Annotated in this window: 18 protein-coding genes; 10 read left to right on the forward strand and 8 right to left on the reverse strand. The window is 70.7% G+C overall.

Translation table 11 applies throughout. The annotated features are described in order from the left end of the window. Nucleotides 1–5: 5 nt before the first annotated feature. Nucleotides 6–947, reverse strand: coding sequence for a 5-dehydro-4-deoxyglucarate dehydratase (locus ACFYO2_RS00675; RefSeq protein WP_388342129.1), 942 nt, complete (start codon nt 945–947; stop codon nt 6–8). A 240-nt stretch (nt 948–1,187) separates the two neighbouring features. Between ACFYO2_RS00675 and ACFYO2_RS00680 the strand changes: the two genes are divergently transcribed. The 6 genes from ACFYO2_RS00680 to ACFYO2_RS00705 all read left to right on the forward strand — a co-directional run bounded on the left by ACFYO2_RS00680 (nt 1,188) and on the right by ACFYO2_RS00705 (nt 7,271). Beyond that, nucleotides 1,188–2,012: an NAD-dependent epimerase/dehydratase family protein gene (locus tag ACFYO2_RS00680; protein ID WP_388342131.1), complete on the forward strand. Its 825-nt coding sequence runs from the start codon at nt 1,188–1,190 to the stop codon at nt 2,010–2,012. Nucleotides 2,013–2,278: 266 nt separating this feature from the next. Beyond that, nucleotides 2,279–3,055, forward strand: coding sequence for a DeoR/GlpR family DNA-binding transcription regulator (locus ACFYO2_RS00685; RefSeq protein WP_388342134.1), 777 nt, complete (start codon nt 2,279–2,281; stop codon nt 3,053–3,055). A 79-nt stretch (nt 3,056–3,134) separates the two neighbouring features. After that, nucleotides 3,135–4,505, forward strand: coding sequence for an ABC transporter substrate-binding protein (locus ACFYO2_RS00690; RefSeq protein WP_388342136.1), 1,371 nt, complete (start codon nt 3,135–3,137; stop codon nt 4,503–4,505). Next, nucleotides 4,502–5,440 (forward strand): carbohydrate ABC transporter permease, encoded by a 939-nt coding sequence (locus tag ACFYO2_RS00695; protein WP_388342139.1) that lies wholly within the window; start codon nt 4,502–4,504, stop codon nt 5,438–5,440. Before ACFYO2_RS00690 ends, ACFYO2_RS00695 begins: the two co-directional genes overlap by 4 nt. Then, nucleotides 5,437–6,285, forward strand: a complete 849-nt coding sequence (locus ACFYO2_RS00700) for a carbohydrate ABC transporter permease (RefSeq protein WP_388342142.1) — start codon at nt 5,437–5,439, stop codon at nt 6,283–6,285. The genes ACFYO2_RS00695 and ACFYO2_RS00700 overlap by 4 nt, the downstream gene beginning before the upstream one ends. Beyond that, a complete protein-coding gene (locus ACFYO2_RS00705) occupies nt 6,282–7,271 on the forward strand; it encodes a zinc-dependent alcohol dehydrogenase family protein (RefSeq protein ID WP_388342144.1) in 990 nt (329 codons plus the stop codon). The genes ACFYO2_RS00700 and ACFYO2_RS00705 overlap by 4 nt, the downstream gene beginning before the upstream one ends. A 40-nt stretch (nt 7,272–7,311) precedes the next feature. Here the strand turns inward: ACFYO2_RS00705 and ACFYO2_RS00710 are convergent, their stop codons facing one another. Beyond that, on the reverse strand, nt 7,312–7,683 hold the full coding sequence (locus tag ACFYO2_RS00710; protein ID WP_388342146.1) for a hypothetical protein: 372 nt from the start codon (nt 7,681–7,683) through the stop codon (nt 7,312–7,314). Between the two features lie 206 nt (nt 7,684–7,889). Here ACFYO2_RS00710 and ACFYO2_RS00715 point away from each other — a divergent pair, with 206 nt between their 5' ends. Both ACFYO2_RS00715 and ACFYO2_RS00720 read left to right on the forward strand, forming a co-directional pair. Beyond that, nucleotides 7,890–10,160, forward strand: coding sequence for a peptidoglycan recognition protein (locus tag ACFYO2_RS00715; protein ID WP_388342149.1), 2,271 nt, complete (start codon nt 7,890–7,892; stop codon nt 10,158–10,160). 128 nt (nt 10,161–10,288) lie between these two features. Then, nucleotides 10,289–11,506, forward strand: coding sequence for a TerD family protein (locus tag ACFYO2_RS00720; RefSeq protein WP_388343885.1), 1,218 nt, complete (start codon nt 10,289–10,291; stop codon nt 11,504–11,506). Between the two features lie 142 nt (nt 11,507–11,648). Here the strand turns inward: ACFYO2_RS00720 and ACFYO2_RS00725 are convergent, their stop codons facing one another. Beyond that, entirely contained in the window at nt 11,649–12,215 is a 567-nt protein-coding gene (locus tag ACFYO2_RS00725; RefSeq protein WP_388342152.1) for a TetR/AcrR family transcriptional regulator, read from the reverse strand. 150 nt (nt 12,216–12,365) lie between these two features. Here ACFYO2_RS00725 and ACFYO2_RS00730 point away from each other — a divergent pair, with 150 nt between their 5' ends. Further along, entirely contained in the window at nt 12,366–13,811 is a 1,446-nt protein-coding gene (locus ACFYO2_RS00730) for an MFS transporter (RefSeq protein WP_388342155.1), read from the forward strand. A 13-nt stretch (nt 13,812–13,824) separates the two neighbouring features. On the opposite strand, the gene ACFYO2_RS00735 is transcribed toward ACFYO2_RS00730, so the two are convergent. The 5 genes from ACFYO2_RS00735 to ACFYO2_RS00755 form a co-directional block, all read right to left on the reverse strand. Further along, nucleotides 13,825–14,841 (reverse strand): 1-aminocyclopropane-1-carboxylate deaminase, encoded by a 1,017-nt coding sequence (locus ACFYO2_RS00735; RefSeq protein ID WP_388343888.1) that lies wholly within the window; start codon nt 14,839–14,841, stop codon nt 13,825–13,827. A gap of 55 nt (nt 14,842–14,896) precedes the next feature. After that, a complete protein-coding gene (locus ACFYO2_RS00740; protein WP_388342158.1) occupies nt 14,897–15,544 on the reverse strand; it encodes a GntR family transcriptional regulator in 648 nt (215 codons plus the stop codon). Between the two features lie 94 nt (nt 15,545–15,638). Beyond that, the gene (locus ACFYO2_RS00745) at nt 15,639–17,219 is read right to left on the reverse strand and encodes a TROVE domain-containing protein (RefSeq protein WP_388342161.1); all 1,581 of its coding nucleotides are present in this window, start codon (nt 17,217–17,219) and stop codon (nt 15,639–15,641) included. A 337-nt stretch (nt 17,220–17,556) separates the two neighbouring features. After that, complete coding sequence (locus tag ACFYO2_RS00750) at nt 17,557–19,002, reverse strand: alkaline phosphatase PhoX (protein ID WP_388342163.1); 1,446 nt, start codon at nt 19,000–19,002, stop codon at nt 17,557–17,559. Between the two features lie 276 nt (nt 19,003–19,278). Next, nucleotides 19,279–20,706 carry a hypothetical protein gene (locus ACFYO2_RS00755; protein ID WP_388342165.1) on the reverse strand — a complete coding sequence of 476 codons (1,428 nt, stop codon included), beginning with the start codon at nt 20,704–20,706 and terminating at the stop codon, nt 19,279–19,281. A gap of 252 nt (nt 20,707–20,958) precedes the next feature. On the opposite strand from ACFYO2_RS00755, the gene ACFYO2_RS00760 reads away from it, so the two are divergent. Then, entirely contained in the window at nt 20,959–22,785 is a 1,827-nt protein-coding gene (locus tag ACFYO2_RS00760; RefSeq protein WP_388342167.1) for an endonuclease/exonuclease/phosphatase family protein, read from the forward strand. Nucleotides 22,786–22,797 lie beyond the last annotated feature (12 nt).

Here is a 22,797-nt window from a genome sequence, read left to right on the forward strand (position 1 = left end):
CGCCTTCACTTGTCCTCGTCCAGCAACGCGTACCCACGCTCGATCACGTGAGCGAGCTGCTTGACATGATCCTCGCTCGGTTCGTGCAGCGGGGACCGCACCTCCCCCACGTCGAGCCCGCGCAGCCGTACGCCGGCCTTGACGAGGGCGACGGCGTAGCCGCGGCCCTGGGCGCGCAGCTCGACGAAGGGCCGGTAGAAGCCGTCGAGCAGCCGGTGGGCGGTGGTGTCGTCGCCGGTCTTGTGCGCCTCGTAGAAGGCGAGGGCGATCTCGGGCGCGAAGCAGAAGACGGCGGAGGAGTAGAGGGTGATGCCGAGGCCGCGGTAGGCGAGCTGGGTCTGCTCGGCGGTCGGCAGTCCGTTGAAGTAGAGGAATTCGCCGGGGACCTCGGTCCGTACGGCGCTCACGATCCGCTGCATCAGGTCCAGGTCGCCGAGCCCGTCCTTGAAGCCGATGATCCCGTCCGTGCGGGCCAGCTCGACGACGGTTTCCGGGGTGAACACGGCGTTGTCGCGCTGGTAGACGATCACCGGCAGCGGGGTCGCGGCGGCCACCTCCCGGTAGTGCCGCAGCAGCCCCTCCTGCCCGGCGACCACCAGGTACGGCGGCATGGCGAGCAGCCCGTCGGCTCCGGCCGCCTCGGCGAGCCGCGCGTACCGCACGGCGAGCGCGGTGCCGTATCCGGCGCCCGCGACGACCGGCACCCGGCCCGCCGTCTCCTCCACGGCAGCCCGCACGCACGCCTCGAACTCCTCCGGCAGGAGCGCGTGGAACTCCCCGGTGCCGCAGCAGGCGAAGACGGCGGCGGCACCGGCCTCCACGCCGCGGCGTACGTGCGCGCGGTAGACATCGAGGTCGACGGCGCCGTCGGGGCCATAAGGGGTGACGGGAAAGAACAGGGGCCCGCCGGGGAGGCCGAGTCGAGCGGCGAGGGGGGCTGACGTCACGGGCTCTCCCTAGAACAGGCGCTCACGCTTATGATTCTCATCCATATTTATGAACGCCTCCACCCTAAGGAGCCCTTTTGGGCCGGTCAAGCGCACCAACGCGCATCGCAGAAGCAGATTCCCCAGGTCCGCGCGATACTTGACGGGATGCGCCGAGATCCTTAGCGTGTCCACGAATGTGAATGCTGTCCACGCATGCGCCCACCTGTCACAGGCGGCGGACCCCAAGGAGACCCGAGGATGCCCGCTCCCCGCATCGTCCTGCTCACCGGCGCGGCCGGCGGGCTCGGCTCTCTGATGCAGAACCTGCTCCCGGCCTTCGGCTACGAACTGCGCCTGCTCGACCTGCGCCCCATCGACGGCGAGCCGGACGCGATCGTCGCGGACCTCGCCGACAAGGACGCCGTGCGGGAGGCCGTGCGGGGTGTCGACGCGATCATCCACCTCGCGGGCATCTCCCTGGAAGCCCCCTTCGAGAAGATCCTCGGCGCGAACATCGTGGGCACCTACAACCTGTACGAGGCCGCCCGCGAGGAGGGCATCGAGCGGATCGTCTTCGCCTCCTCCAACCACGCGGTCGGCTTCACCCCGCGCCCCCAGGGCGACACACCTCTTGATCCGGACGCCCTCATCCCCATCGACACCCCGCACCGCCCGGACACCTTCTACGGCCTGTCCAAGGCCTTCGGCGAGGACCTCGCGCAGTTCTACTGGGACAAGCACGGCATCGAGACGGTCTCCGTCCGCATCGGCTCCTGCTTCCCCGAGCCGACCAGCGTGCGCATGCTCTCGGTGTGGATGAGCCCCGCCGACGGCGCCCGCCTCTTCCGCGCCGCCCTGACCGCCGAGGGTGTGGGACACACCGTCGTCTACGGCTCCTCCGCCAACACGCGCCTGTGGTGGGACCTGACCACCGCGCGGGCGCTCGGCTACGAGCCGCAGGACGATTCCGAGCCGTACGCCGAGAAGCTGATCGCCGAGCAGGGCGAGCTGGACCCGGACAACGTGGCGCACGCCTGCCTCGGCGGCCACTTCGTGAGCGACCCGCCGATCTGGCCGTACTAGTACTTGTAAGCGGCACCTGGACGACGGGCGGGCACCGAACGGGCCCGCCCTTCGGCATGTTCGGGCACCCGCGCTGCCCGATCTCACGCGCCGATCCACAGCCGCGCAGGTCCCAGGCGGGCACGACCCGCTGCAAACGGGCACACCCGGGCAGTATCGAGCCCGCAACAGACCTGGTCAGTGCCGCGCACCCGCTGTAGAACTTCCCCCATGGGCCCCACCGGGCCCGAACGGGCAACGCGGCAGCACGGAGGCAGGTGTCGGCCATGCACATCAGGACGGCGGAAGAGCGTCAGCGGGAGATCGTGCGGGCCGCACGCGCCACCGGGCAGGTCGACGTCACCGTGCTCGCCGCCGACCTGGGCGTGGCCAAGGAGACCGTACGACGGGATCTGCGCGCCCTGGAGGACCACGGTCTGGTCCGCCGTACCCACGGCGGCGCCTATCCCGTGGAGAGCGCGGGCTTCGAGACGACGCTCGCCTTCCGCGCCACCAGCCACGTTCCCGAGAAGCGCCGGATCGCGGCCGCCGCGGCCGAACTGCTCGGGGACGCCGAGACGGTCTTCGTCGACGAGGGCTTCACCCCGCAGCTCATCGCCGAGGCACTGCCCAGGGACCGACCGCTGACCGTGGTCACCGCGTCCCTGCCGGTCGCGGGCGCGTTGTCCGAGGAGGAGGGCGACGGGATCTCCGTGCTGCTGCTGGGCGGCCGGGTCCGCTCCGGCACCCTCGCCACCGTCGACCACTGGACGACGAAGATGCTGGCCGGCTTCGTCGTCGACCTCGCCTACATCGGCGCCAACGGCATCTCCCGCGAGCACGGCCTGACCACCCCCGACCCCGCGGTCAGCGAGGTCAAGGCGCAGGCGATCCGGGCCGCGCGCCGCACGGTGTTCGCGGGCGTGCACACCAAGTTCGGCGCGGTCAGCTTCTGCCGGTTCGCGGAGATCGGCGCACTCGAGACGATCGTGACGAGCACCCTCCTTCCTACGGCCGAGGCCCACCGCTACTCGCTGCTGGGCCCCCAGGTCATCCGCGTCTGAAAAACCGACTCACTCCCCTTGCAGGGCACTTCTGTCCCCAGCGGCACCCCTTATCTCCCCATACGTCCAGGAGCGATCCATGCGAACCCAGAGCCGACGACGGCCACCGCGAGCCACGCTCGCCATGGCCGCCGCAGGGACGCTGCTCGCCCCGCTGCTCTCCGGCTGTTGGGCCGGAGCAGGCGGGTCCGGTTCCGGCGGCAACTCCATCAATGTCCTGATGGTCAACAACCCGCAGATGACCGAGCTGCAAAAGCTCGCCCCCCGCTTCACCGAAGAGACCGGTATCAAGGTCAACTTCACCGTCCTCCCCGAGAACGACGTCCGCGACAAGATCAGCCAGGACTTCGCCAACCAGGCGGGCCAGTACGACGTGGCGACCCTCTCCAACTACGAGATCCCCATCTACGCCCGCAACGGCTGGCTGCACGAGATGAACTCCTACGTCGCCAAGGACCCGGCGTACGACGAGCAGGACATCCTCAAGCCCATGCGCCAGTCCCTGACCGGTGACGACGAGCTGCTCTACGGCCAGCCCTTCTACGGCGAGTCGTCCTTCCTGATGTACCGCAAGGACGTCTTCGCGAAGGAGGGTCTGACGATGCCCGCGCACCCCACCTGGACCCAGGTCGCGGACCTCGCCGCGAAGGTCGACGGGGCCGAGCCGGGCATGAACGGCATCTGCCTGCGCGGACTGCCGGGCTGGGGCGAGGTGATGGCGCCCCTGACGACCGTCGTGAACACCTTCGGCGGCACCTGGTTCGACAAGGACTGGAAGGCACGGCTCGACTCCCCCGAGTTCGAGAAGGCGGTGAAGTTCTACGTGGACCTGGTCCGTGAGCACGGCGAGTCCGGCGCCGCCCAGTCCGGCTTCGCCGAGTGCCTCAACAACATGACCCAGGGCAAGGTCGCCATGTGGTACGACGCCACCTCCGCGGCCGGTTCCCTGGAGGCGTCCAACTCCCCTGTGAAGGGCAAGCTGGGCTACGCCCCCGCTCCCGTCGAGGAGACGAAGTCCGCCGGCTGGCTCTACACCTGGGCCTGGGGCATCCAGGACGCGTCCCGCAACCCCGACAAGGCCTGGAAGTTCGTCTCCTGGGCGTCCAGCAAACAGTACGAGCAGTTGGTCGGCGACCAGATCGGCTGGTCCAACGTGCCCGCCGGCAAGCGCGCGTCGACGTACACGAACCCCGCCTACGTCCAGGAGGCCGCCGCCTTCCAGGAGATGACCAAGGAGGCCATCGAGGGCGCCCGCCCGAACGACCCCGGAGTGCAGCCGCGCCCCGCGCCCGGCATCCAGTTCGTCGGCATCCCCGAGTTCACCGACCTCGGCACCAAGGTCTCCCAGGAGATCAGCGCGGCCATCGCCGGACGCCAGTCCGTCGAGTCGGCCCTGAAGAAGTCCCAGCAGCTCGCCGAGCGGATCTCCGAGGAGTACGAGGGACGATGACCGCGACGACCACGGCTCCCGTAGCCGCCACTCCCGTACCCACCGTGCGGCAGCCCTCCGACCGGCTGCGCGCCTGGGCCACCCGGGGCCCGCTGCTCCCGGCCCTGATCTTCATGATCGCCGTGACCCAACTGCCGTTCGTGGCCACGGTGGTGATCTCCTTCTTCGACTGGAACTCCCTCTATCCCGACGCCCGGGAGTTCACCGGCTTCGACAACTACCAGCAGGTGCTCAGCGACGCCGACCTGCGCCATTCGGTGTGGACGACGGTCCTGCTGACGGTCGCGGTGGTGCTGGCCAGCCTGGTCCTGGGCCTCGCCCTGGCACTGCTCCTGGACCGGAGGTTCCGGGGCCGGGGTGTGGTCCGGACCCTGCTGATCGCCCCCTTCCTGGTGGTGCCGGTGGCGGCTGCCCTGCTGTGGAAGCATGTGCTCTACAACCCCGAATACGGCCTGTTCAATGGGCTGTTGCACTATGTGGGCGGCCCACAGCCCGACTGGATCTCCAACACTCCGCTGCTCGCGGTCGAGGCCTCCCTGGTCTGGCAGTGGACGCCGTTCATGATGCTGATCCTGCTGGCGGGACTGCAGAGCCGCGACCAGCAGCAGATGGAGGCCGCGCGGGTGGACGGCGCGAGCGACTGGCAGATCTTCCGCTATCTGACGCTCCCGCACCTGCGCCGCTACCTCGAACTGGGCGCGCTGCTCGGCTCGATCTACATCGTCCAGAACTTCGACGCGGTCTTCACGATCACGTCCGGCGGCCTGGGCACCGCCAACCTTCCCTACACCGTCTACCAGAGCTTCTACCAGGCCCACGAGAACGGCCTCGCGTCGGCCGCGGGCGTCCTGGTGGTCATCGGCTCGATCATCATCGCGACCTTCGCGCTGCGCGTGGTGTCGTCGCTGTTCCGCGAGGAGGTGTCGCGCGCATGAGTGCCACGACCACGACCGTACGGGTCCGTCGTAAGGGAGTCGGCCTGGGCCTGGTGGCCTGGCTGGCCGGGATCGTCTTCTTCCTTCCCATCGCCTGGATGGCGCTGACCTCCTTCCACTCCGAGCAGGACGCGGCCACCAACCCGCCGTCCTTCACCACCGCCCTGACCCTGGACGGCTACCGCGAGTTCTTCGGCACGGGCGGCGGCGCGAGCCCCTGGCCGGCGCTGATCAACTCGGTGGTGGCGTCCGTGGCGTCCACACTGTTCGTCCTGCTGCTGGCCCTGCCGGCCGCGTACGCGCTGTCGATCCGTCCGGTGAAGAAGTGGACGGACGTCCTGTTCTTCTTCCTGTCGACGAAGATGCTCCCGGCGGTGGCGGGCCTGCTGCCGATCTACCTGTTCGCCAAGAACACCGGGATGCTCGACAACATCTGGCTGCTGGTCATCCTCTACACCTCCATGAACCTGCCGATCGCGGTCTGGATGATGCAGTCCTTCCTGGCCGAGGTCCCGGTGGCGATCATCGAGGCGGCACGGGTGGACGGGGCGCGGCTGCCGACGATCCTGGCGCGGGTGGTGGCCCCCATCGCACTCCCCGGAATCGCCGCAACCGCCTTGATCTGCTTCATCTTCAGCTGGAACGAGCTGTTGTTCGCCCGGGTACTGACCGGTGTGGTGGCCGAGACCGCCCCCGTTTTCCTGACCGGTTTCATCACCAGCCAGGGCCTGTTCCTGGCCAAGGTGTGCGCCGCGTCGCTCGTGATCTCCCTGCCGGTGCTGGCCGCGGGGTTCGCCGCCCAGGACAAGCTGGTCCAGGGCCTGTCGTTGGGAGCCGTGAAATGAAGGCCGCCGTCATCGAGTCCGTGGGCCGTGCCGTCGTCGCGGAGGTCCCGGACCCGACGCCCGGGCCGCGCGAGGTCGTCGTCGAGGTTGCCGCGTGCGGGCTGTGCGGGACCGATCTGCACATCCTGCAGGGAGAGTTCGCGCCCAAGCTGCCGATCGTGCCCGGGCACGAGTTCGCGGGCGAGGTGGTCGGGGTCGGCACCCAGGTCACGGAGGTGTCGGTGGGCGACCGGGTCGCGGTGGATCCCTCGCTCTACTGCTACGAGTGCCGGTACTGCCGTACGGGCCACAACAACCTCTGCGAGCGGTGGGCCGCGATCGGGGTCACCACGGCGGGCGGCGCGGCGCAGTACGCCGTGGCACCGGTCGCGAACTGCGTGAAGCTGCCCGAGCACGTCCGCACGCAGGACGCGGCGCTGGTGGAGCCCCTGTCGTGCGCGGTGCGCGGCTACGACGTCCTGCAGTCCCGCCTCGGTGCCCACGTCCTGATCTACGGCTCCGGCACCATGGGCCTGATGATGCTGGAGCTCGCCAAGCGCACCGGGGCCGCGAGCGTGGACGTGGTGGACCTGAACCCGGCGCGGCTGGAGACCGCACGTCGGCTCGGCGTGTCCGGCTCGGCGGCGAACGCGGACGAGTTGGAACGGCCGCAGGGCTGGGACGTCGTGGTCGACGCGACGGGCAACGCCGCGGCGATCCAGGACGGTCTGGAGCGGGTCGCGAAGGCCGGCACGTTCCTGCAGTTCGGCGTCGCCGACTACGCGACCCGCGTGACGATCGATCCGTACCGCATCTACAACCAGGAGATCACCATCACCGGGTCGATGGCGGTGCTGCACAGCTTCGAGCGGGCGGCCGAACTGTTCGCGAACGGCGTGCTCGACCCGGACGTGTTCATCAGCGACCGCATCCCTCTGGAGCAGTACCCCGAGGCGCTGGAGCAGTTCGCGGCGGGGGTGGGACGGAAGATCGTGGTGGTGCCGTAGCCGGTCGTCCTGCCCGACGGCGGGGCCGTCGGGCAGGAGGTCATATCGGCAGCGAACCGTAGAGGGCGGCGCCCGCGGCAGCGAAGGCCGCCCCTGCCCACCGGGGCAAGGACGGGCCGCGCCGTCCTGCCGCGTGGGCGAGGGCCGTTGCCGCCATCGCCGGCCACAGGATGCCGAATCCGGCGGCCCGGAGCGAGAAGTGGCCCTGGACGGCGGCGGCGACCGTGTATCCGGCGACCGCCGCGAGGCCGATGACCGCGAAGCCCGAGCCGAACGGGTCCCACGCGACGGACGCCGGCTTCGGCTCCCGGCGGCCTCCGCGGAGGGAGAGCGCGAGCGCCGCGATCACCGCGAGGCCTGCGGCAGCGGTCCACAGCAGCGCGGGGACGACCAGGAAGGAACCGGAATTCATACCCGGCATCCTGTCCTACCACCGTACGGATGACGGCCGTACGGCCGACCGCCGTATGGATGCCACACAGCGCGAAGACGTGTCGGATGTACAACCCTGCAAGGGCGTCGGGAGTCTCACTCCCGGCGCCCCTCTCTCTATGGGTGCGTCCTGCCCCACTGACCTCGTTCGCCTCACATCTTCACGAAGGACGGCACAAGACCACTATGGGTAGACCTAGATACCTCTGGGGTGCGGCCGCTGCGGCCGTGGCCGGGCTCTCCGCGGTACTCGTGCTCCAGGGAGTCCCCGGCGAGCCAGCCGACAACGCGGGGGGCGACGACAAGCCGGGCCCGGTCACCACCAAGTCGCGTACGGTCGCGCTGCCCACGGCCGAGCACGGCACCCGCGCTGCCCTGAAGCAGCAGGACGCCAAGCCGTTCAGCATGCTCGGCATCACCTGGGCCGACCCCTCGGTCCGGGTCACGGGCACGATCGAGGCACGCACCCGGGCCACCGGGAGCGGACAGTGGTCCGACTGGCTGCGGCTGGACGGCAACAGCGGACAGGGCGAGAGCGCGGCCCGGCGCGGCGGGACCGAACCGGCGTGGGTGGGACCGTCCGACGGCGTGGAAGTGCGGGTCACCGCGGACGGACGCACCTCCGACCAACTCCCGGCCGGGCTACGGCTGGACATGATCGACTCGGGCGGGACCACGAAGGGCGGGATGGAACCGGCGGCCTTCGCGGCCGACCCGACCGAGGACTCGACGGCGACCCCCGGCACGAGCGAGCCCACTCCGTCGGACATCACGGCGAGCGGGACCGCGACCACCGAGCCCAGCGATTCACCGACCCCGACGACTCCGGCTCCCACGACGTCGGCCCCGACGAGCGCCACACCGACGGACACGGCGACCGGGACGACATCGACGTCCTCGAGCCTGGCCGCCACCGCGCCCACGGCCCCGCCGTCCACCGCGCCCCGCCCCGCGATCACCTCGCGTGCCGGATGGGGTGCGGACGAGTCGATCAGCCCCGAGGAACCGGGCTATCTGCCGGGCGGGAAGATCAAGGCGGTGGTGGTCCACCACACCGCCGAGAGCAACGACTACACCTGCGCCGAGGCCCCGGCCGTCGTACGCGGCATCTACGCGTACCACGTCAACAGCCTGAAGTGGAAAGACATCGGCTACAACTTCCTCGTCGACAAGTGCGGCACCGTCTACGAGGGCCGCAAGGGCGGCGTCGACAGGCCCGTCATGGGCGCCCACGCCTTCGGCTTCAACTCCGAGACCACCGGCATCTCGGTCCTCGGCACCTACACGGACGTGACGCCGAGCCAGGCCGCCATGGTCTCGGTCGCCAAGATCGCCGCCTGGAAGCTCGGCCAGTACGGCGTCGCCCCGAACGGCACCACCACCCTCACCGCGGGCGCGGACGGCACCAACTACTTCCACAAGTCCTGGACCCAGGGAACGCAGTTGAGCTTCCCGACCATCCACGGTCACCGTGACGGCTACAACACCCAGTGCCCCGGCGACTCGCTCTACGCCAAGCTGCCCACCATCCGCGACTGGGCCGCCGGACCGGTCACCGGCCTGACGATCAGGTCCGTCAGCGGAGGCGTCTCGGGCACGACGTACTACACCAAGGCCGGCGTCACCGTGGGCTGGTCGGCCACCACCCCGTCGGCGCTGATCTCGAAGTACGAGCTGCTCGTCGACGGCACGACCGCGGCCACGGCCGCGGGCAGCGCCACCTCCGCGAGGGCCACCCTTGCGGTGGGCTCCCACAGGGTGCAGGTGCGCGCCACTCACCAGTCGGGCAGGACGACCACCTCGACGGCCGCCACGGTCGTCGCGGAGACGACCGCCCCCTCGTTCACCACCAAGCCGAGCCTCGCCCTGCGCACCGGCACGGTGAACACCACGGCCGTGCCGCTGAAGCTGAGCTGGAAGGCGACCGACAGCGCCGCGCTGAAGCAGGTCAAGTTGACCGCCCCGGTCGCCGCGACCTACGGCCCGACGGTGACCACCGCGAACCACACGGGCAAGTCCGGCGTGGCGACCACCTGGTCCATGACCGCCTCCGACCTGGCGGGCAACAGCGCCACGGCGTCCGTCTCCGGCACGCCGGTCATCCTGCAGGAGACCTCGGCCGTCAAGTCGGGCACGTGGACGAGCAAGTCCTCCACCAGCTACCTCGGCGGCAAGTCGTACTCCAGCTCCTCGAAGAACGCCTCGCTGACGTGGACCTTCACCGGTCGCTCGGTCGCGTGGGTGGTGTCGCGGGCGGCCACCTCCGGCCAGGCGTACGTCTATGTCGACGGTACGAAGACGGCGACCGTCGACCTGAAGTCGGCGACCACGAAGTACCGCGCCGCGATCTGGACCAAGAGCTGGTCCGCCGGCGCCAAGCACACCGTCAAGATCGTGGTCGTCGGCACCTCGGGGCGCCCGGCGATCACCACGGACGGCATCGTGTACCTCAAGTAGATGCCTGAACCGTCACCCCGGGGGGCCTTTTCTCGAGCTCGACCCCTCGGGTGACGGACACCGACCCGATTGGCCCCGGGTAAGGGAACGGTAAAACGACCTCGCTCGTTCTACGGGGCATGACAGCTATGACCCCCGGCTCGAACATCCCTCTGTCCGCCGCCCGCGTGACGGTGGACGTCGCCGCCCCGGTGCGGCTCGACGTATCGGGCCTGCTGCTCACCGCCGACGGCAAGGTGCGCTCCGACGACGACTTCATCTTCTACAACCAGCCCACGGGCCCCGGCGTGACCTACCGCTCCGGCGGCGGTACGGCCCCCGACGCGATCATCGTCGACACCAGCGCCGTTCCCCCGGGCATCGAGAAGATCGTCGTCACCGCCAGCCCGGACGCGGCCGGCCAGACCTTCCAGGGAATCGAACCGACGGCCACCATCCGCAACGCGGACGACAACAGCGTCCTGGCCACGTTCACGCCCCCGCAGCTCGGCACCGAGACCGCCCTGGTCATCGTCGAGGTCTATCTGCGCAACGGCGCCTGGAAGGCCCGCGCGGTCGGCCAGGGCTACGCCAACGGCCTGGCCGGCATCGCCACCGACTTCGGCGTCTCGGTCGAGGAGCCCGCCGCACCGGTCCAGCCGGTCGCCCCGCCGGCGCCGACCATGCAGACGCCGGTGGCGCCCCCGGCCCCGCCGTTGGACCCGCGCGTCAGCACGCCCCCGCCGCCGGCCGCTCCCCCGGCCCCGCCCGCCGCCGCCCCCGGCACCGGGAAGATCAATCTCGACAAGGGCCGGGTCAGCCTCCAGAAGAACCAGACCGTCTCCCTGGTCAAGGGCGGCCGCCCGCTCCTCTCCCAGGTCAAGATGGGCCTCGGCTGGGAACCGGCGTTCCGCGGCAAGGACATCGACCTGGACGCCTCGGTCATCGCCTACGGCCCGCAGCGCAACCACATCGACAGCTGCTACTTCGGCAAGCTGTCCATCGTGGGCGGCGCCATCAAGCACTCCGGCGACAACCTCACCGGTGAGGGCGGCGGTGACGACGAGGTGATCGTCGTCGACCTCGGCCGCCTCCCTCAGGAGGTCACCGGCCTGGTGTTCACCGTCAACTCCTTCTCCGGCCAGAAGTTCACCGAGGTCGCCAAGGCCTACTGCCGCCTCCTGGACGCCGCGTCCGGCGAGGAACTGGTCCGCTTCGACCTCACCAGCGCCGAACCGCAGACCGGCGTACTGATGGCCAAGCTCATCAAGCAGTTCTCCGGCGAGTGGGAGATGACGGCACTGGGCGACTTCGTGAAGGCCCGCACGGTACGCAACATGGTGAAGCCGGGCGCCCAGTCGCTGTAGCCGCGTTGCCGTAGCTGCGCGATGGCCAGGTGCCCCGGGTTGTGGCGGGCGTCGGGTGGGCGCGCTCACCGGCGCTTGCCGGGTGCCGCTGCGCCCACCCGTGCCGCCCCAGCGGCACGACTGCCCGCAGCTACGGCAGCTACTACGGCCGCAACCCCTCCGTCAGCAGCGACAGATACCGGCGGATGAACTTCCCCTCCCCGTCCGCCAGTTCCGACGCCGTCGCCACACCGTGCGCCAGCCGCAGGATCTCGATCGCCTCCACGTCCCGCCGCAGCGTCCCCTCCCGCTGCGCCGCCTCGACCAGCCGCCCGGCCGCACCCTTCACCGAGACGCCGCATGCCGTGACCACGGCATTGCTCCCGTCCGTGACGGCAGAGCCGAGCAGTGCCTTCAGCCCGCGGACCTGGATCATCCCGGCGCTGAGTTCGTTCAGCCACTCCACCAGCGCCTCGCCCGGCGGCAGTTCACCGGCGAGGTCGTCCGCGCGCGCCGCGAGCGCTTCGACGCGGTCGACGTACGCCGCCTCCAGCAGCGCCTGACGCGTGGGGAAGTGCCGGTACAGCGTGCCGGATCCGACCCCCGCCCGCTTGGCGATGTCGTCGAGCGACGCACCCTCGCCGTGCTCGGCGAAGGCCTCGGCGGCCGCCTTCAGCAACCGCTCGTAGTTGCGACGGGCATCCGCGCGCATGGGTCTGACCTGCGTCATCCAGAATCTCCTTGCAAAACCGGGGACCCTCTCCGTATCTTACGAGGACTAAACGGAGACAGTCCCCGCTTGCCGTGCGCGGCGCTCTCCGCGGGCAGTTCGCCCTGCCCGCCCGCGCCCCATCCGGGGACGCCAGACCGGGAGAACTCCATGTCCGTCCCGTCCACGCCGTCCACGACCTCCGACACACTCTCCGCTCCACCGGAACCGACCGCCGCTCTCGGCGTCGTCCTGTTCGTCGTCGTCACCGCCTACCTGATGGTCGGCGTCGACTCCACCGTCGTCAACGTAGCCCTGCCGGACATCCAGCGGGACCTCGCCTTCAGCCCCACCGGACTGTCCTGGGTCCTCAACGCCTACACGCTCGCCTTCGGCGGCCTGCTGCTGCTCGGCGGCCGGATCGGCGACATCGTCGGCCGCCGCCGCACCCTCACCGTCGGCGTGCTCGTGTTCGCCGCTTCCTCCCTGCTCGGCGGAGTCGCCGGCGACAGCGCCTGGCTGCTCGCGGCCCGCGCCCTGCAAGGCGTCGGTGCCGCCCTCACCGCCCCCAGCACCCTCGCCCTGATCACCACCAACTTCCCCGAAGGCCCCCGCCGCCACCACGCCCTCGGCGTCTACTCCTCCATGGCGGGCATCGGCGCCTCCGTCGGCCTGGTCCTCGGCGGCATGCTCACCACCTGGGCGTCCTGGCGCTGGTCCCTGCTCATCAACGTACCGATCGGAGTGGCGGTGGCCCTCGCGCTGCCCCGCGTCGTCAGCGAGACCCCTCGCCGTGCGGGCCGTTTCGACGCGGCCGGCGCACTCGCCGGGACGGCCGGCACGACCTCGCTCGTCTACGCGTTCATCCGGGTCTCGGAGGAAGGCTGGAGCGACACCCAGGCGCTGCTCGGCTTCACCACCGCTGCCGCACTGCTCACGGCCTTCGCCCTCGTCGAGGCGCGCGCGGCCCAGCCGATCCTGCCGCTGCGGCTCTTCGCGGACCGCGACCGGGCGGGCGGCTACGCGGGGATCCTGCTGCTGCCCGCCGGCATGTTCGGCGCGTTCTACTTCCTCACCCTGATCGGCCAACAGGTCCTGGACTACAGCCCGTTGCGCGCGGGCTTCGCCTTCCTCCCACTGACGCTGGCGATGTTCACCACCGTCCGCCTGGTGCCGCGCCTGCTGGCCCGATTCGGTGCCAAGCCGGTCCTGCTGACCGGCATGGCCCTCATCGCCTCGGCGGGCGGATGGCTGTGGCGGCTGGACCCCGACGACGGCTACGCCACCGGCCTGCTCGGCCCGCTGCTGCTGATGGGCCTGGGCGTCGGCCTGAGCATCATGCCCCTCAACGCGACCATCCTCGCCCGCGTCCGGCCCAGCGAGGCCGGCGCCGCCTCCGGCCTGCTGCAGACCCTTCAGTGGCTCGGCGGCACCCTCGGCCTGTCGATCCTGGTCACCGTCTACGGCACGGCGACCCGGCACGCCACCGGGTCACCGTCCGAGATCCTCACCGAAGGCTCGGCCCGCGCGTTCGGTGTGGGCGCGCTGGTGGCGCTCACCGCGCTGCTGGTGTGCGCCCTGGTGATCACGGGCCGCAAGCCACGGACCGCCACCTAGCGCCGGGCGCCGCCTAGAAGAGCGCGCTGTAGGCGTTGAGCGCGGGCTGGCCGCCCAAGTGGGCGTAAAGCACGGTGGATTCGGGACCGATCTCGCCCCGGGCGACCAGGTCCACCATCCCGGCCATCGACTTCCCCTCGTACACAGGGTCGGTGACCATTCCCTCGGTACGGGCCGCGAGCCGCATCGCGTCCAGCGTGGTCTCGTCGGGGATCCCGTACGTGCCCGCGTGGTACCGGGCGTCCAGCTCGACGTCCGCCTCCGTCAACTCCTTCTGCACGCCGATGAGTTGCCCGGTGTTGTGGGCGATCCGGGCGATCTGCTCCCGGGTGCGGGCGGGCGCCGCCGACGCGTCGATGCCGATCACGCGGCGCGGCCGCCCGCCCGCCTCCTCCAGCGCCCGGAAACCGGCGACCATGCCGGCCTGGGTCGACCCGGTCACCGAGCACACCACCACGGTGTCGAAGAAGACGCCCAACTCGCGCTCCTGCTCGGCTACTTCGTACGCCCACCCGGCGAAGCCCAGCCCGCCGTACGGATGGTCGGAGGCGCCGGCCGGGATGGCGTACGGCTTGCCGCCCCCCTCCTCGACCTCCCTGAGCGCCTGCTCCCAGCTCTCCTTGAACCCGATCCCGAAACCGGCCTTCACCAGCCGTACATCGGCTCCGGCGAGCCGGCTGATCAGGATGTTGCCGACCTTGTCGTACACGGCGTCGGGCCACTCCACCCAACTCTCCTGGACCAGCACGCACTTGAGTCCCGCGCGGGCGGCACAGGCGGCGACCTGACGGGTGTGGTTCGACTGCACCCCGCCGATCGAGACCAGCGTGTCGCACCCCTTGGCGAGCGCGTCGGCGACCAGGTACTCCAGCTTGCGCGTCTTGTTGCCGCCGTACGCCACACCGGAGTTGCAGTCCTCGCGCTTGGCCCACAGGGCGGCACCGCCGAGGTGCGCGGTGAGCCGCTCCAGGGGGTGCACGGGGGACGGGCCGAAGAGGAGGGGATAGCGCTCGTACGAGGAAAGAGACAGGGAAGGGGAAGGGGACGGGGAAGGGGAAAGGGACATGGGTTCTCCCGGGTCGGGATCAGTCGCTGTCGGCGAGTTCGGCCAGCCCTCGCCAGATCTCCGCGGTGACACGGACCGCGGTGTCCACGTCTCCGGCCGCACAGGCCTCGATCAGCCGGTCGTGCAGACCGGCCGAACGGCAGTTGCCGCCCTCACCGAAGCGTCGTCGCTCCAGGCGGCGGATGAGGGGGGTGTAGCGGGCCGCGGTGGCGGCGGCGGCGCGGTTCCCGCTGACGCGGACGAGGACGTCGTGCAGGGCGTCGTCGGCGCGCAGGGCGGTGTCCACGTCACCGGCGCGGACGGCGGCCGCGAACCGCTCGTTGGCCGCGCGCATCGCCTCGACGTCCGCGGCGAACAGCCGGGGTACGGCGACCCGCGTGACCAGTTCATGCATGGCGCCGACCACGGCGGCGGCGTCCCGTACGTCGGAGGCCACCACCGGGGTCACCCGCGTGTAGCTCTGCGGCTTGCTCTCCAGGAGCCCCTCGTCGACCAGCCGCGCGAACGCCTCCCGCACCGGCGCCCGGGACAGCCCGAGCCGCTCGGCGAGCTCGGCGTCCCGCACCACCGCACCGGGTTCGAGCTCCCCGGCGACGATGGCGTCCCTGATGGCTTCGTAGGCGCGGTCCCTGAGCAGGATGCGCGCCATGGGTCGGATGGCCTCCATGACTGAAATGTTAGATGTCAATTACCCGTACAAGCAAGAGGCCACATGAGAACAGGGGCCCGCACCGAAGTGCGGGCCCCTGTGCGAGGGAGCGTCAGGCAGCCCACGGCCAGTCCGCGTCCCGAGCCGCCTCGAGCAGCGGAACCATGCGGAAGGCCGCGTCCGAGAGTCCACCGAAGGTGTGCCGGTTCGCCTTGCCCGACGGGCCGTGGCCCGCCCGGTACCCGGCCAGGTTCCAGGTGTAGACCGGCACGTCGGCCGGGACCTGCTCGGTCGGGTCGCCGTAGGGGCTGAAGGCGTACTGCTCGTCGGTGACGATCAGCACCCGGTCGTGCTTGCGGTAGTGCCGGCGCACCGCCTGAGTGGTGTCGGTGCCGCCCAGGCTGCGGAAGCCGCGGAGGATCTTCAGCACCGACTCGCTCCGGCTGACGTTCAGCTGGTAGCTGTTGGTGCCGAACTGGACGAGATCCGCGTCCGCCGCGCGCAGAGCGAGCGCCGCGCCGAAGATCGCCGCCGCGTCAGCCCGGTTGAGCTGCGACCGGTCGGACAGCCGCGAGAACATCGAGCCCGAACGGTCGACGAGGATCAGGGTCCGGCCGGGCAGCGCGGGCACGTTGGCCAGCGAGTGGCCGAGCGCCTGCTCCAGCGGATACGACCAGCGCAGCGACGGAGCGTGCTGGTACGCGGCGAGGTACCGGAAGGGGAACTGCCGCGAGCGGGCGACCTCGGCCGGGTCGCTGATCTTCGCCGCGACCTGGGCGGCCACCTCGTCCGAGACACCGGCCTCGTCGAAATTCCGCAGATTACGAGTCAGCGCCATCGCACCCATCGACGGAATCACGGCCTCCCAGGCCGCCTTGTCCATCGGCCCCTGCAGCCAGCCCGCCAGCGCCTCCCACGTCATCCCGGCCGCCGCGAGCCGCTCGGCCCCGCCGTCCGACGTGACCACCGCACGCCGCTCCGCGACCGGCAGCGCCATCAGCTCGCGGTGCGCGGTCAGGACACGGTTCGACACGGGCGGCACCGCGGTGTCCGGGTTGTGCCGGCGGTCGAGGGCGTACTGGAACAGCTCGCCCTGCCACGGCTTGTCCGGGTCCGGAGCCGCGTGCACGAGGTTGAGGATGTCGCCGAAGCGGTAGCCCTTCGACGCGGTGTCGTACTTCAGCAGCGACTTGCCGCTGTAGAGCCGCCGTACGGCGTCGGCGATGCCCCGCTTGACCGGCTTGGGGACGTTGCGGCCGTACCTCGCGGTCCAGTACGCGAGGAGTTCGCCGGGCTCGTCGGGACGCTGGAGTACGGAGTCGACGACCTGCCGGTTCGACGGGCCGTCGGTCGCGCCCGCGTCGAGGCGTGCCTTCACGTACTCGGCGGCGCCGACGACCGCGGCCGTCCGGAGGTTGCCCTCGCCGCGCAGCCAGCCGAGCAGGCCGGCCGTCCACGCCGGGTCGGTGACGGCGAGCTCGGCGACGAGACGCGCGAAGCGGTCGTCGCGGGCGGCGCCGGACTCGTAGAAGGTCTGCTGCGAGACGAAATTGGCGACCGAAAGGAGAAAGAGTTCCGAACGCGCGTCGCGCTCGCGGCCTCGGCCGCCCTCGAAGGTACGGAGCACCCGGCCCGTCGAGGTCACGCGCGAGGTGGGCTGCGCCTTGGCGGCCTTGGTGTTGAAGCGGGCCATGGTGAATTCCCCCGAATTCATTGGAGTTCCGGAGGAAGGCACAGCGAAAGGTGGATGCCCGAGATCAGAGTCGGCGACGGTACGTAACCCGGCGCGTCTTCCATTTCCGCCACACCGACCGGAGGTCGATGACGGGATTCGAACCCGCAACATACCGTGACCGAAGTAACCGCTGCCTGCGCACCGGGCACCCACCATGAGCTGCGCCTCCCGAGATCAAGTCGGCGGCGGCTTCGGATTCTTTGGAAGAGAAGTAGCCGCTGCCATCGCACCGGGAGGTGCGTGACGTTGTGATCTCACTGTAGGAGGCGCAACTCGGGACGGGCGACCGAATTAACTATCCGCGCTTCTGGCGCTTCCAGGGACCGGTGATGGCCAGCATGATGCCGGGCGTCTGGATATTGGCGAACAGCGTCCTGCCGTCGGGCGAGAAGGTCACGCCCGCGAACTCGCTGTATTCCGGCTCCGCTTCGGTGCCGATGTTGAGTTCGTTGCGGGCGATGGGGTAGGTGCGGCCGCGGTCGGTCGCGCCGAACAGGTGCTGGACGCCCTCGCCGTCCTCGGCGATGACGAGGCCGCCGTACGGGGAGACGGTGATGTTGTCGGGGCCGTCGAAGGCGCCGTCGACGGACGGGTCGGGGTTGACGCCGAGCAGGACCTTCAGCGTGAGCGTGCGGCGCTTGGGGTCGTAGAACCAGACCTGGCCGTCGTGCTGGACCGGGCTCTCCTCACGGGCGTACGAGGAGACGATGTAGGTGCCGCCGTCGCCCCACCACATGCCCTCGAGCTTGCGCGCGCGGGTGACCTGGCCGTCGGCGAACTGCTTGCGGACGGGCGTGGTCCTGGCGTCGCGGTCGGGGACGTCGACCCAGTCGACTCCGTAGACCGTGCCGATCTTCGTGGCGCGGGAGAGGTCGTCGACGAACGTGCCGCCGGAGTCGAAGCACTTGGGGGCCTGCAGGACTCCCGCGTCCTCGGCGAGGCCGCGCAGCTTGCCGCGGCCGTGCCGGAAGCCCTCGGGCGGGGTCCAGCGGTAGAGCAGGCCGTTGGGGGCGGAAGCGTCCTCGGTGAGGTAGAGGTGGCCGCGCCTGGGGTCGACGACGACGGCCTCGTGGGCGTAACGGCCCAGCGCCTTGACGGGCTTGGGGTCGCGGTTGGCGCGACGGTCTGCGGGGTCGACCTCGAAGACGTAGCCGTGGTCCTTGGTCATGCCGTTCTGGCCGGCCTTGTCCTCGGTCTCCTCGCAGGTGAGCCAGGTGCCCCAAGGTGTGCTGCCGCCCGCGCAGTTGGTGGAGGTGCCGGCGATGCCGACCCATTCGGCGACGTGTCCGTCGGGGCGGACCTCGACGACCGTGCAGCCGCCGGAGGCGGCCGGGTCGTAGACGAGGCCCTCGGTGAGCGGCACCGGGTGGGGCCATTTGGCGCGCGGGCCCTTCAACTCGTGGTTGTTGACGAGGAGGGTGGTGCCGCGCGGGCCGTCGAAGGTGGCCGTGCCGTCGTGGTTGGACGGGGTGAACTCGCCCGACTCCAGCTTGGTCTTCCCGCTGTAGGTGAGGATGCGGTAGGCGAACCCGGCGGGCAGCGCGAGGATGCCCTTCGGGTCGGGGACCAGCGGTCCGTAGCCGACGCCGCCGTGGATGTCCTGCGACTCCTGTGTGTTCTCGGTCTCCGTGGACGCGAGGGCGTTCGGAGCGGTGGCGAGGGCGCCGACGCTGCCCGCCAGCGCGACCCCGGCACCGGTGACCGCGGATGTTCTGGCGAAGTCCCTGCGGGTGAGCGACATGGTGTCTCCTGAGACGGTGGGTGTGCCGTGGAGGGTGGCGGCCTCGGTCGCGCAACCCTCCCGCCCACGTCTGAACGCCGGTTGAACACCGGACGACATCAGTCGTTCAACTACTCGCGAGCAGGACAGCGAGCACCATGGGCTGACCCCTCAGGCGTCGAAGATGAAGGCAAGACGGCCGGAGCCCCGTTCCGCGGGCCCCGGCGGCGTGCTGGTGAGCGGGGACCGCCGAGCGGTCCGTGCTGGCGAGCAGGGACCGCCGAGCGGTACCCCGGCTCAACCTCCTTGCTGGGACCGCGCCTTGAACGCGGCCTTCCGTGCTTCCTTCGCGATCTTCTTGTCCGGGTGCAGCCGCCCCATCGCCTCCAGCACATCCGCCGCGGCCGGGTGGTCGACCCGCCAGGCCGCCGCGAAGAACCCGCTGTGCTGCTGGGCCAGTCCCGCCACCAGGTCCCTGAGCTCGTCGGAGTTGCCCTCGGCCGCGAGCTGGGCGGCGAGCGTGTCGACGGTCAGCCAGAACACCAGCTCCTGCGACGGTGCGGGCACGTCCGAGGCGCCCCGCTCGGCCAGCCAGACCCGGGCCAGTCCGCCGAGCTCGGGGTCGTCGAGCACCTCGCGCAGGGCGGGCTCGGCCTCGTCGCCGACGAGGGACAGTGCCTGCTGGCAGCGCAGCCGTCGCAGCGGCGCGCCGGCGTCCAGGCCCCGTGCCGCGGCCAGCAACTCCCGTGCCGCGGTGAGGGATTCGCGGCGGGCCAGCCACTGCTCGGTCTCGGCCTGTGCGGCCGCCGGCGGGAAGGTGGCCGTGCCGTCGAGCAGCGCGTCGGCGCCCTTGTCCGCGAGGTCGCCGACGGCGGGCGCCTCGAACCCCGCCTCGAGGAGCCTGGCCCGGAGGCCGTACAGGCCGAGCGGGGTCAGCCGGACCATGCCGTAGCGGGAGACGTCGGTCTCCTCGACCGGGGACGAGGGCTCCTCGTCGGTGTCGGCCATCAGCGCCTCGTCGACGGGCTGGTACGCCACGAGTCCGACCGGCTCCAGCAGCCGGAACTGGTCGTCGAGGCGCATCATCGCGTCGGAGACCTGCTCCAGCACGTCGTTGGTGGGCTCGCCCATGTCGCCGGGGACGATCATCGAGGCGGCCAGCGCGGGCAGCGGCACGGGCGCCTCGCCGGGCCCGTCCTCGCCGGCGGTGAGGAGGTAGAGGTTGCCGAGCACTCCGTCCAGGAACTCGGCCTCGGCCTCCGGGTCCCATCCCAGGGACGCGAGGTCGATCTCGCCGCCGGCATCCATGGCGCCGACCAGGTCGTCCAGGTCCGGCACGCTCGCGTCGGCGAGCACGGTCTCCAGCGCCGTCAGCCACACGTCGAGCACGTCGTGCGGGGCGCCGCCGGTGAGCAGGGCCAGCTCCTCGCCCGTCGCGACGGTGCCCGCTTCCTCGTCGACGACCTCGACGAGCCCGGCGTCGACGGCGACCCGCCAGGCCTCGCTGGCGTACGCCGCCGCGTCGTCGCCGCTCAGCCCGAGCAGCTCGGCCGCCGCGGGCAGTTGCTCTTCGACAAGCCCGCCCCCGGCGTCGATCCGCGTCTCGGGTCCGGCCCAGCGGGCGAGCCGCGCGGCCCGTGACAGCAGGGGCGTGGACAGGGCGTCCCGCGCCAGCTCCGCTTCGGGGCGCAGCCGTACCGGTGGCAGGGGGGAGCTGTCTGACATCGGCTGGTTCTCCTAGGGACGCGTCGTACCACTCGACCGCTCAGCCTAGACCGCTTTCCACCCATGCCGCCCGGTTCATCTCCCGGTCAGGGGCCGTACATGGCTGAAACCTTGACAAGTGGCCTGACCAGGCACGAGATTGACGCGCGTAGAAGTCGGGGGACAAGCGTTCACCCGATATCTACGCGCGTCATACGTGCCTCCCGCTCCACCCTCGTCCCGGCGCCCATGTACGTCCCCGGAGGGATCCCGTTGCCGAGCAAGTCTTCCGCGCGTCTCGCCGCGCTCACCGTCGCCGCCGTCTGTTCCGCGGCCTCGACCGTCGTGCTCACCTCGCCCGCGCACGCGGCGGCCGTGAGCATCCATGACATCCAGGGCACGACCCGGATATCCCCGTACGCCGGCCAGGCGGTCACGGACGTGGCCGGAATCGTCACCGGCGTACGCACCTACGGCTCCTCCAGGGGCTTCTGGATCCAGGACCCGAACCCGGACGCCGACCCGGCCACCAGCGAGGGCGTCTTCGTCTTCACCAGCTCGACCCCGAAGGTCGCGGTCGGCGACGCGGTGACCGTCTCCGGCACGATCTCGGAGTTCGTCCCGGGCGGCGCCGCCTCCGGCAACCAGACGGTGACCGAGATCGTCCGCCCGACGGTGACCGTCGTCTCCGGCGGCAACGCGGTCCCGGCCGCCACCGTCGTCGACGCCAGGTCGGTGCCGAGCGCGTACAGCCCGGCCGGCGACACCGCCGCGAGCGGCTCGGTCAACGCTCTGACCCTGCGGCCGTCGAAGTACGCCCTGGACTACTACGAGTCCCTGGAGGGCATGAACGTCCAGGTCGCCGACACCCGCGTGGTCGGCGCCACCGACCCGTTCACCGAGCTGTGGGTCACGGTGAAGCCGCGCGAGAACAGCAACCGCCGCGGCGGCACCCTCTACGGCTCCTACGACTCGCAGAACACCGGCCGGCTCCAGATCCAGTCCCTGGGCGCGACCGCCGACTTCCCGACGGCGAACGTCGGCGACGTCCTCACCGGCACCACCGCGGGCCCGCTGGACTACAACCAGTTCGGCGGCTACACCCTCGTCGCGGGCCGGATCGGCACGCTCAAGAGCGCCGGCCTGGCCCGCGAGACCACCGAGAAGCAGAAGAACGGCGAGCTCGCGGTCGCGACCTACAACGTCGAGAACCTCGACCCGTCCGACGCCTCCTTCGAGGAGCACGCCGCCGCGATCGTGCACAACCTCCAGTCGCCCGACATCGTGTCCCTGGAGGAGATCCAGGACAACAACGGCGCGAAGAACGACGGCACGGTCGCCGCCGACCTGACCGTGACCAAGCTGATCGACGCGATCGTCGCGGCCGGCGGCCCGACGTACGACTGGCGCTCCATCGACCCGGCGAACAACACCGACGGCGGCGAGCCGGGCGGCAACATCCGCCAGGTGTTCCTGTTCAACCCGGAGCGGGTCTCCTTCACCGACCGCGCGGGCGGCGACGCCACGACCGCCGTCGGGGTCACCACGGAGCACGGCAAGGCCGCGCTGACGGTCTCCCCGGGCCGCATCGACCCGACGAACGCCGCCTGGGCCAGCAGCCGCAAGCCGCTGGCCGGCGAGTTCGTCTTCCGTGGCCGGACGGTCTTCGTGATCGCAAACCACTTCAACTCCAAGGGCGGCGACCAGGGGCTGACCTCGCGGTACCAGCCGCCGGTGCGCAGCTCGGAGACCCAGCGCGCTCTCCAGGCGACCGCGGTGAACGCGTTCGTCAAGGACATCCTGGCCACCCAGAAGAACGCGGACGTCGTCACCCTGGGCGACATCAACGACTTCGAGTTCTCCGGCACCGCCGAGATCCTGGAGAGCGACGGCGTACTCTGGTCGGCGATCAAGTCGCTGCCGAAGAGCGAGCGCTACTCGTACGTGTACCAGGGCAACGCCCAGGTCCTCGACCAGATCCTGGTCAGCCCGTCGGTCCGGCGTTCCTGCGACTTCGAGTACGACAGCGTGCACATCAACTCGGAGTTCAACGACCAGATCAGCGACCACGACCCGCAGGTGCTGCGCTTCAAGCCGTAGTCGCCGACCCGT

This window comes from Streptomyces sp. NPDC006602 (genome assembly GCF_042870385.1).
In the GTDB taxonomy this organism is placed as follows: domain Bacteria; phylum Actinomycetota; class Actinomycetes; order Streptomycetales; family Streptomycetaceae; genus Streptomyces.

Bases quoted from the DNA above. Each gene is read 5' to 3' on its own strand.
- ACFYO2_RS00695 (WP_388342139.1), top strand. From the start codon at position 4,502: ATGACCGCGACGACCACGGCTCCCGTAGCCGCCACTCCCGTACCCACC.
- ACFYO2_RS00680 (WP_388342131.1), top strand. From the start codon at position 1,188: ATGCCCGCTCCCCGCATCGTCCTGCTCACCGGCGCGGCCGGCGGGCTC.
- ACFYO2_RS00725 (WP_388342152.1), bottom strand. From the start codon at position 12,215: ATGACGCAGGTCAGACCCATGCGCGCGGATGCCCGTCGCAACTACGAG.
- ACFYO2_RS00755 (WP_388342165.1), bottom strand. From the start codon at position 20,706: ATGTCAGACAGCTCCCCCCTGCCACCGGTACGGCTGCGCCCCGAAGCG.
- ACFYO2_RS00740 (WP_388342158.1), bottom strand. From the start codon at position 15,544: ATGGAGGCCATCCGACCCATGGCGCGCATCCTGCTCAGGGACCGCGCC.
- ACFYO2_RS00730 (WP_388342155.1), top strand. From the start codon at position 12,366: ATGTCCGTCCCGTCCACGCCGTCCACGACCTCCGACACACTCTCCGCT.
- ACFYO2_RS00685 (WP_388342134.1), top strand. From the start codon at position 2,279: ATGCACATCAGGACGGCGGAAGAGCGTCAGCGGGAGATCGTGCGGGCC.
- ACFYO2_RS00715 (WP_388342149.1), top strand. From the start codon at position 7,890: ATGGGTAGACCTAGATACCTCTGGGGTGCGGCCGCTGCGGCCGTGGCC.
- ACFYO2_RS00700 (WP_388342142.1), top strand. From the start codon at position 5,437: ATGAGTGCCACGACCACGACCGTACGGGTCCGTCGTAAGGGAGTCGGC.
- ACFYO2_RS00705 (WP_388342144.1), top strand. From the start codon at position 6,282: ATGAAGGCCGCCGTCATCGAGTCCGTGGGCCGTGCCGTCGTCGCGGAG.
- ACFYO2_RS00690 (WP_388342136.1), top strand. From the start codon at position 3,135: ATGCGAACCCAGAGCCGACGACGGCCACCGCGAGCCACGCTCGCCATG.
- ACFYO2_RS00710 (WP_388342146.1), bottom strand. From the start codon at position 7,683: ATGAATTCCGGTTCCTTCCTGGTCGTCCCCGCGCTGCTGTGGACCGCT.
- ACFYO2_RS00745 (WP_388342161.1), bottom strand. From the start codon at position 17,219: ATGGCCCGCTTCAACACCAAGGCCGCCAAGGCGCAGCCCACCTCGCGC.
- ACFYO2_RS00720 (WP_388343885.1), top strand. From the start codon at position 10,289: ATGACCCCCGGCTCGAACATCCCTCTGTCCGCCGCCCGCGTGACGGTG.
- ACFYO2_RS00750 (WP_388342163.1), bottom strand. From the start codon at position 19,002: ATGTCGCTCACCCGCAGGGACTTCGCCAGAACATCCGCGGTCACCGGT.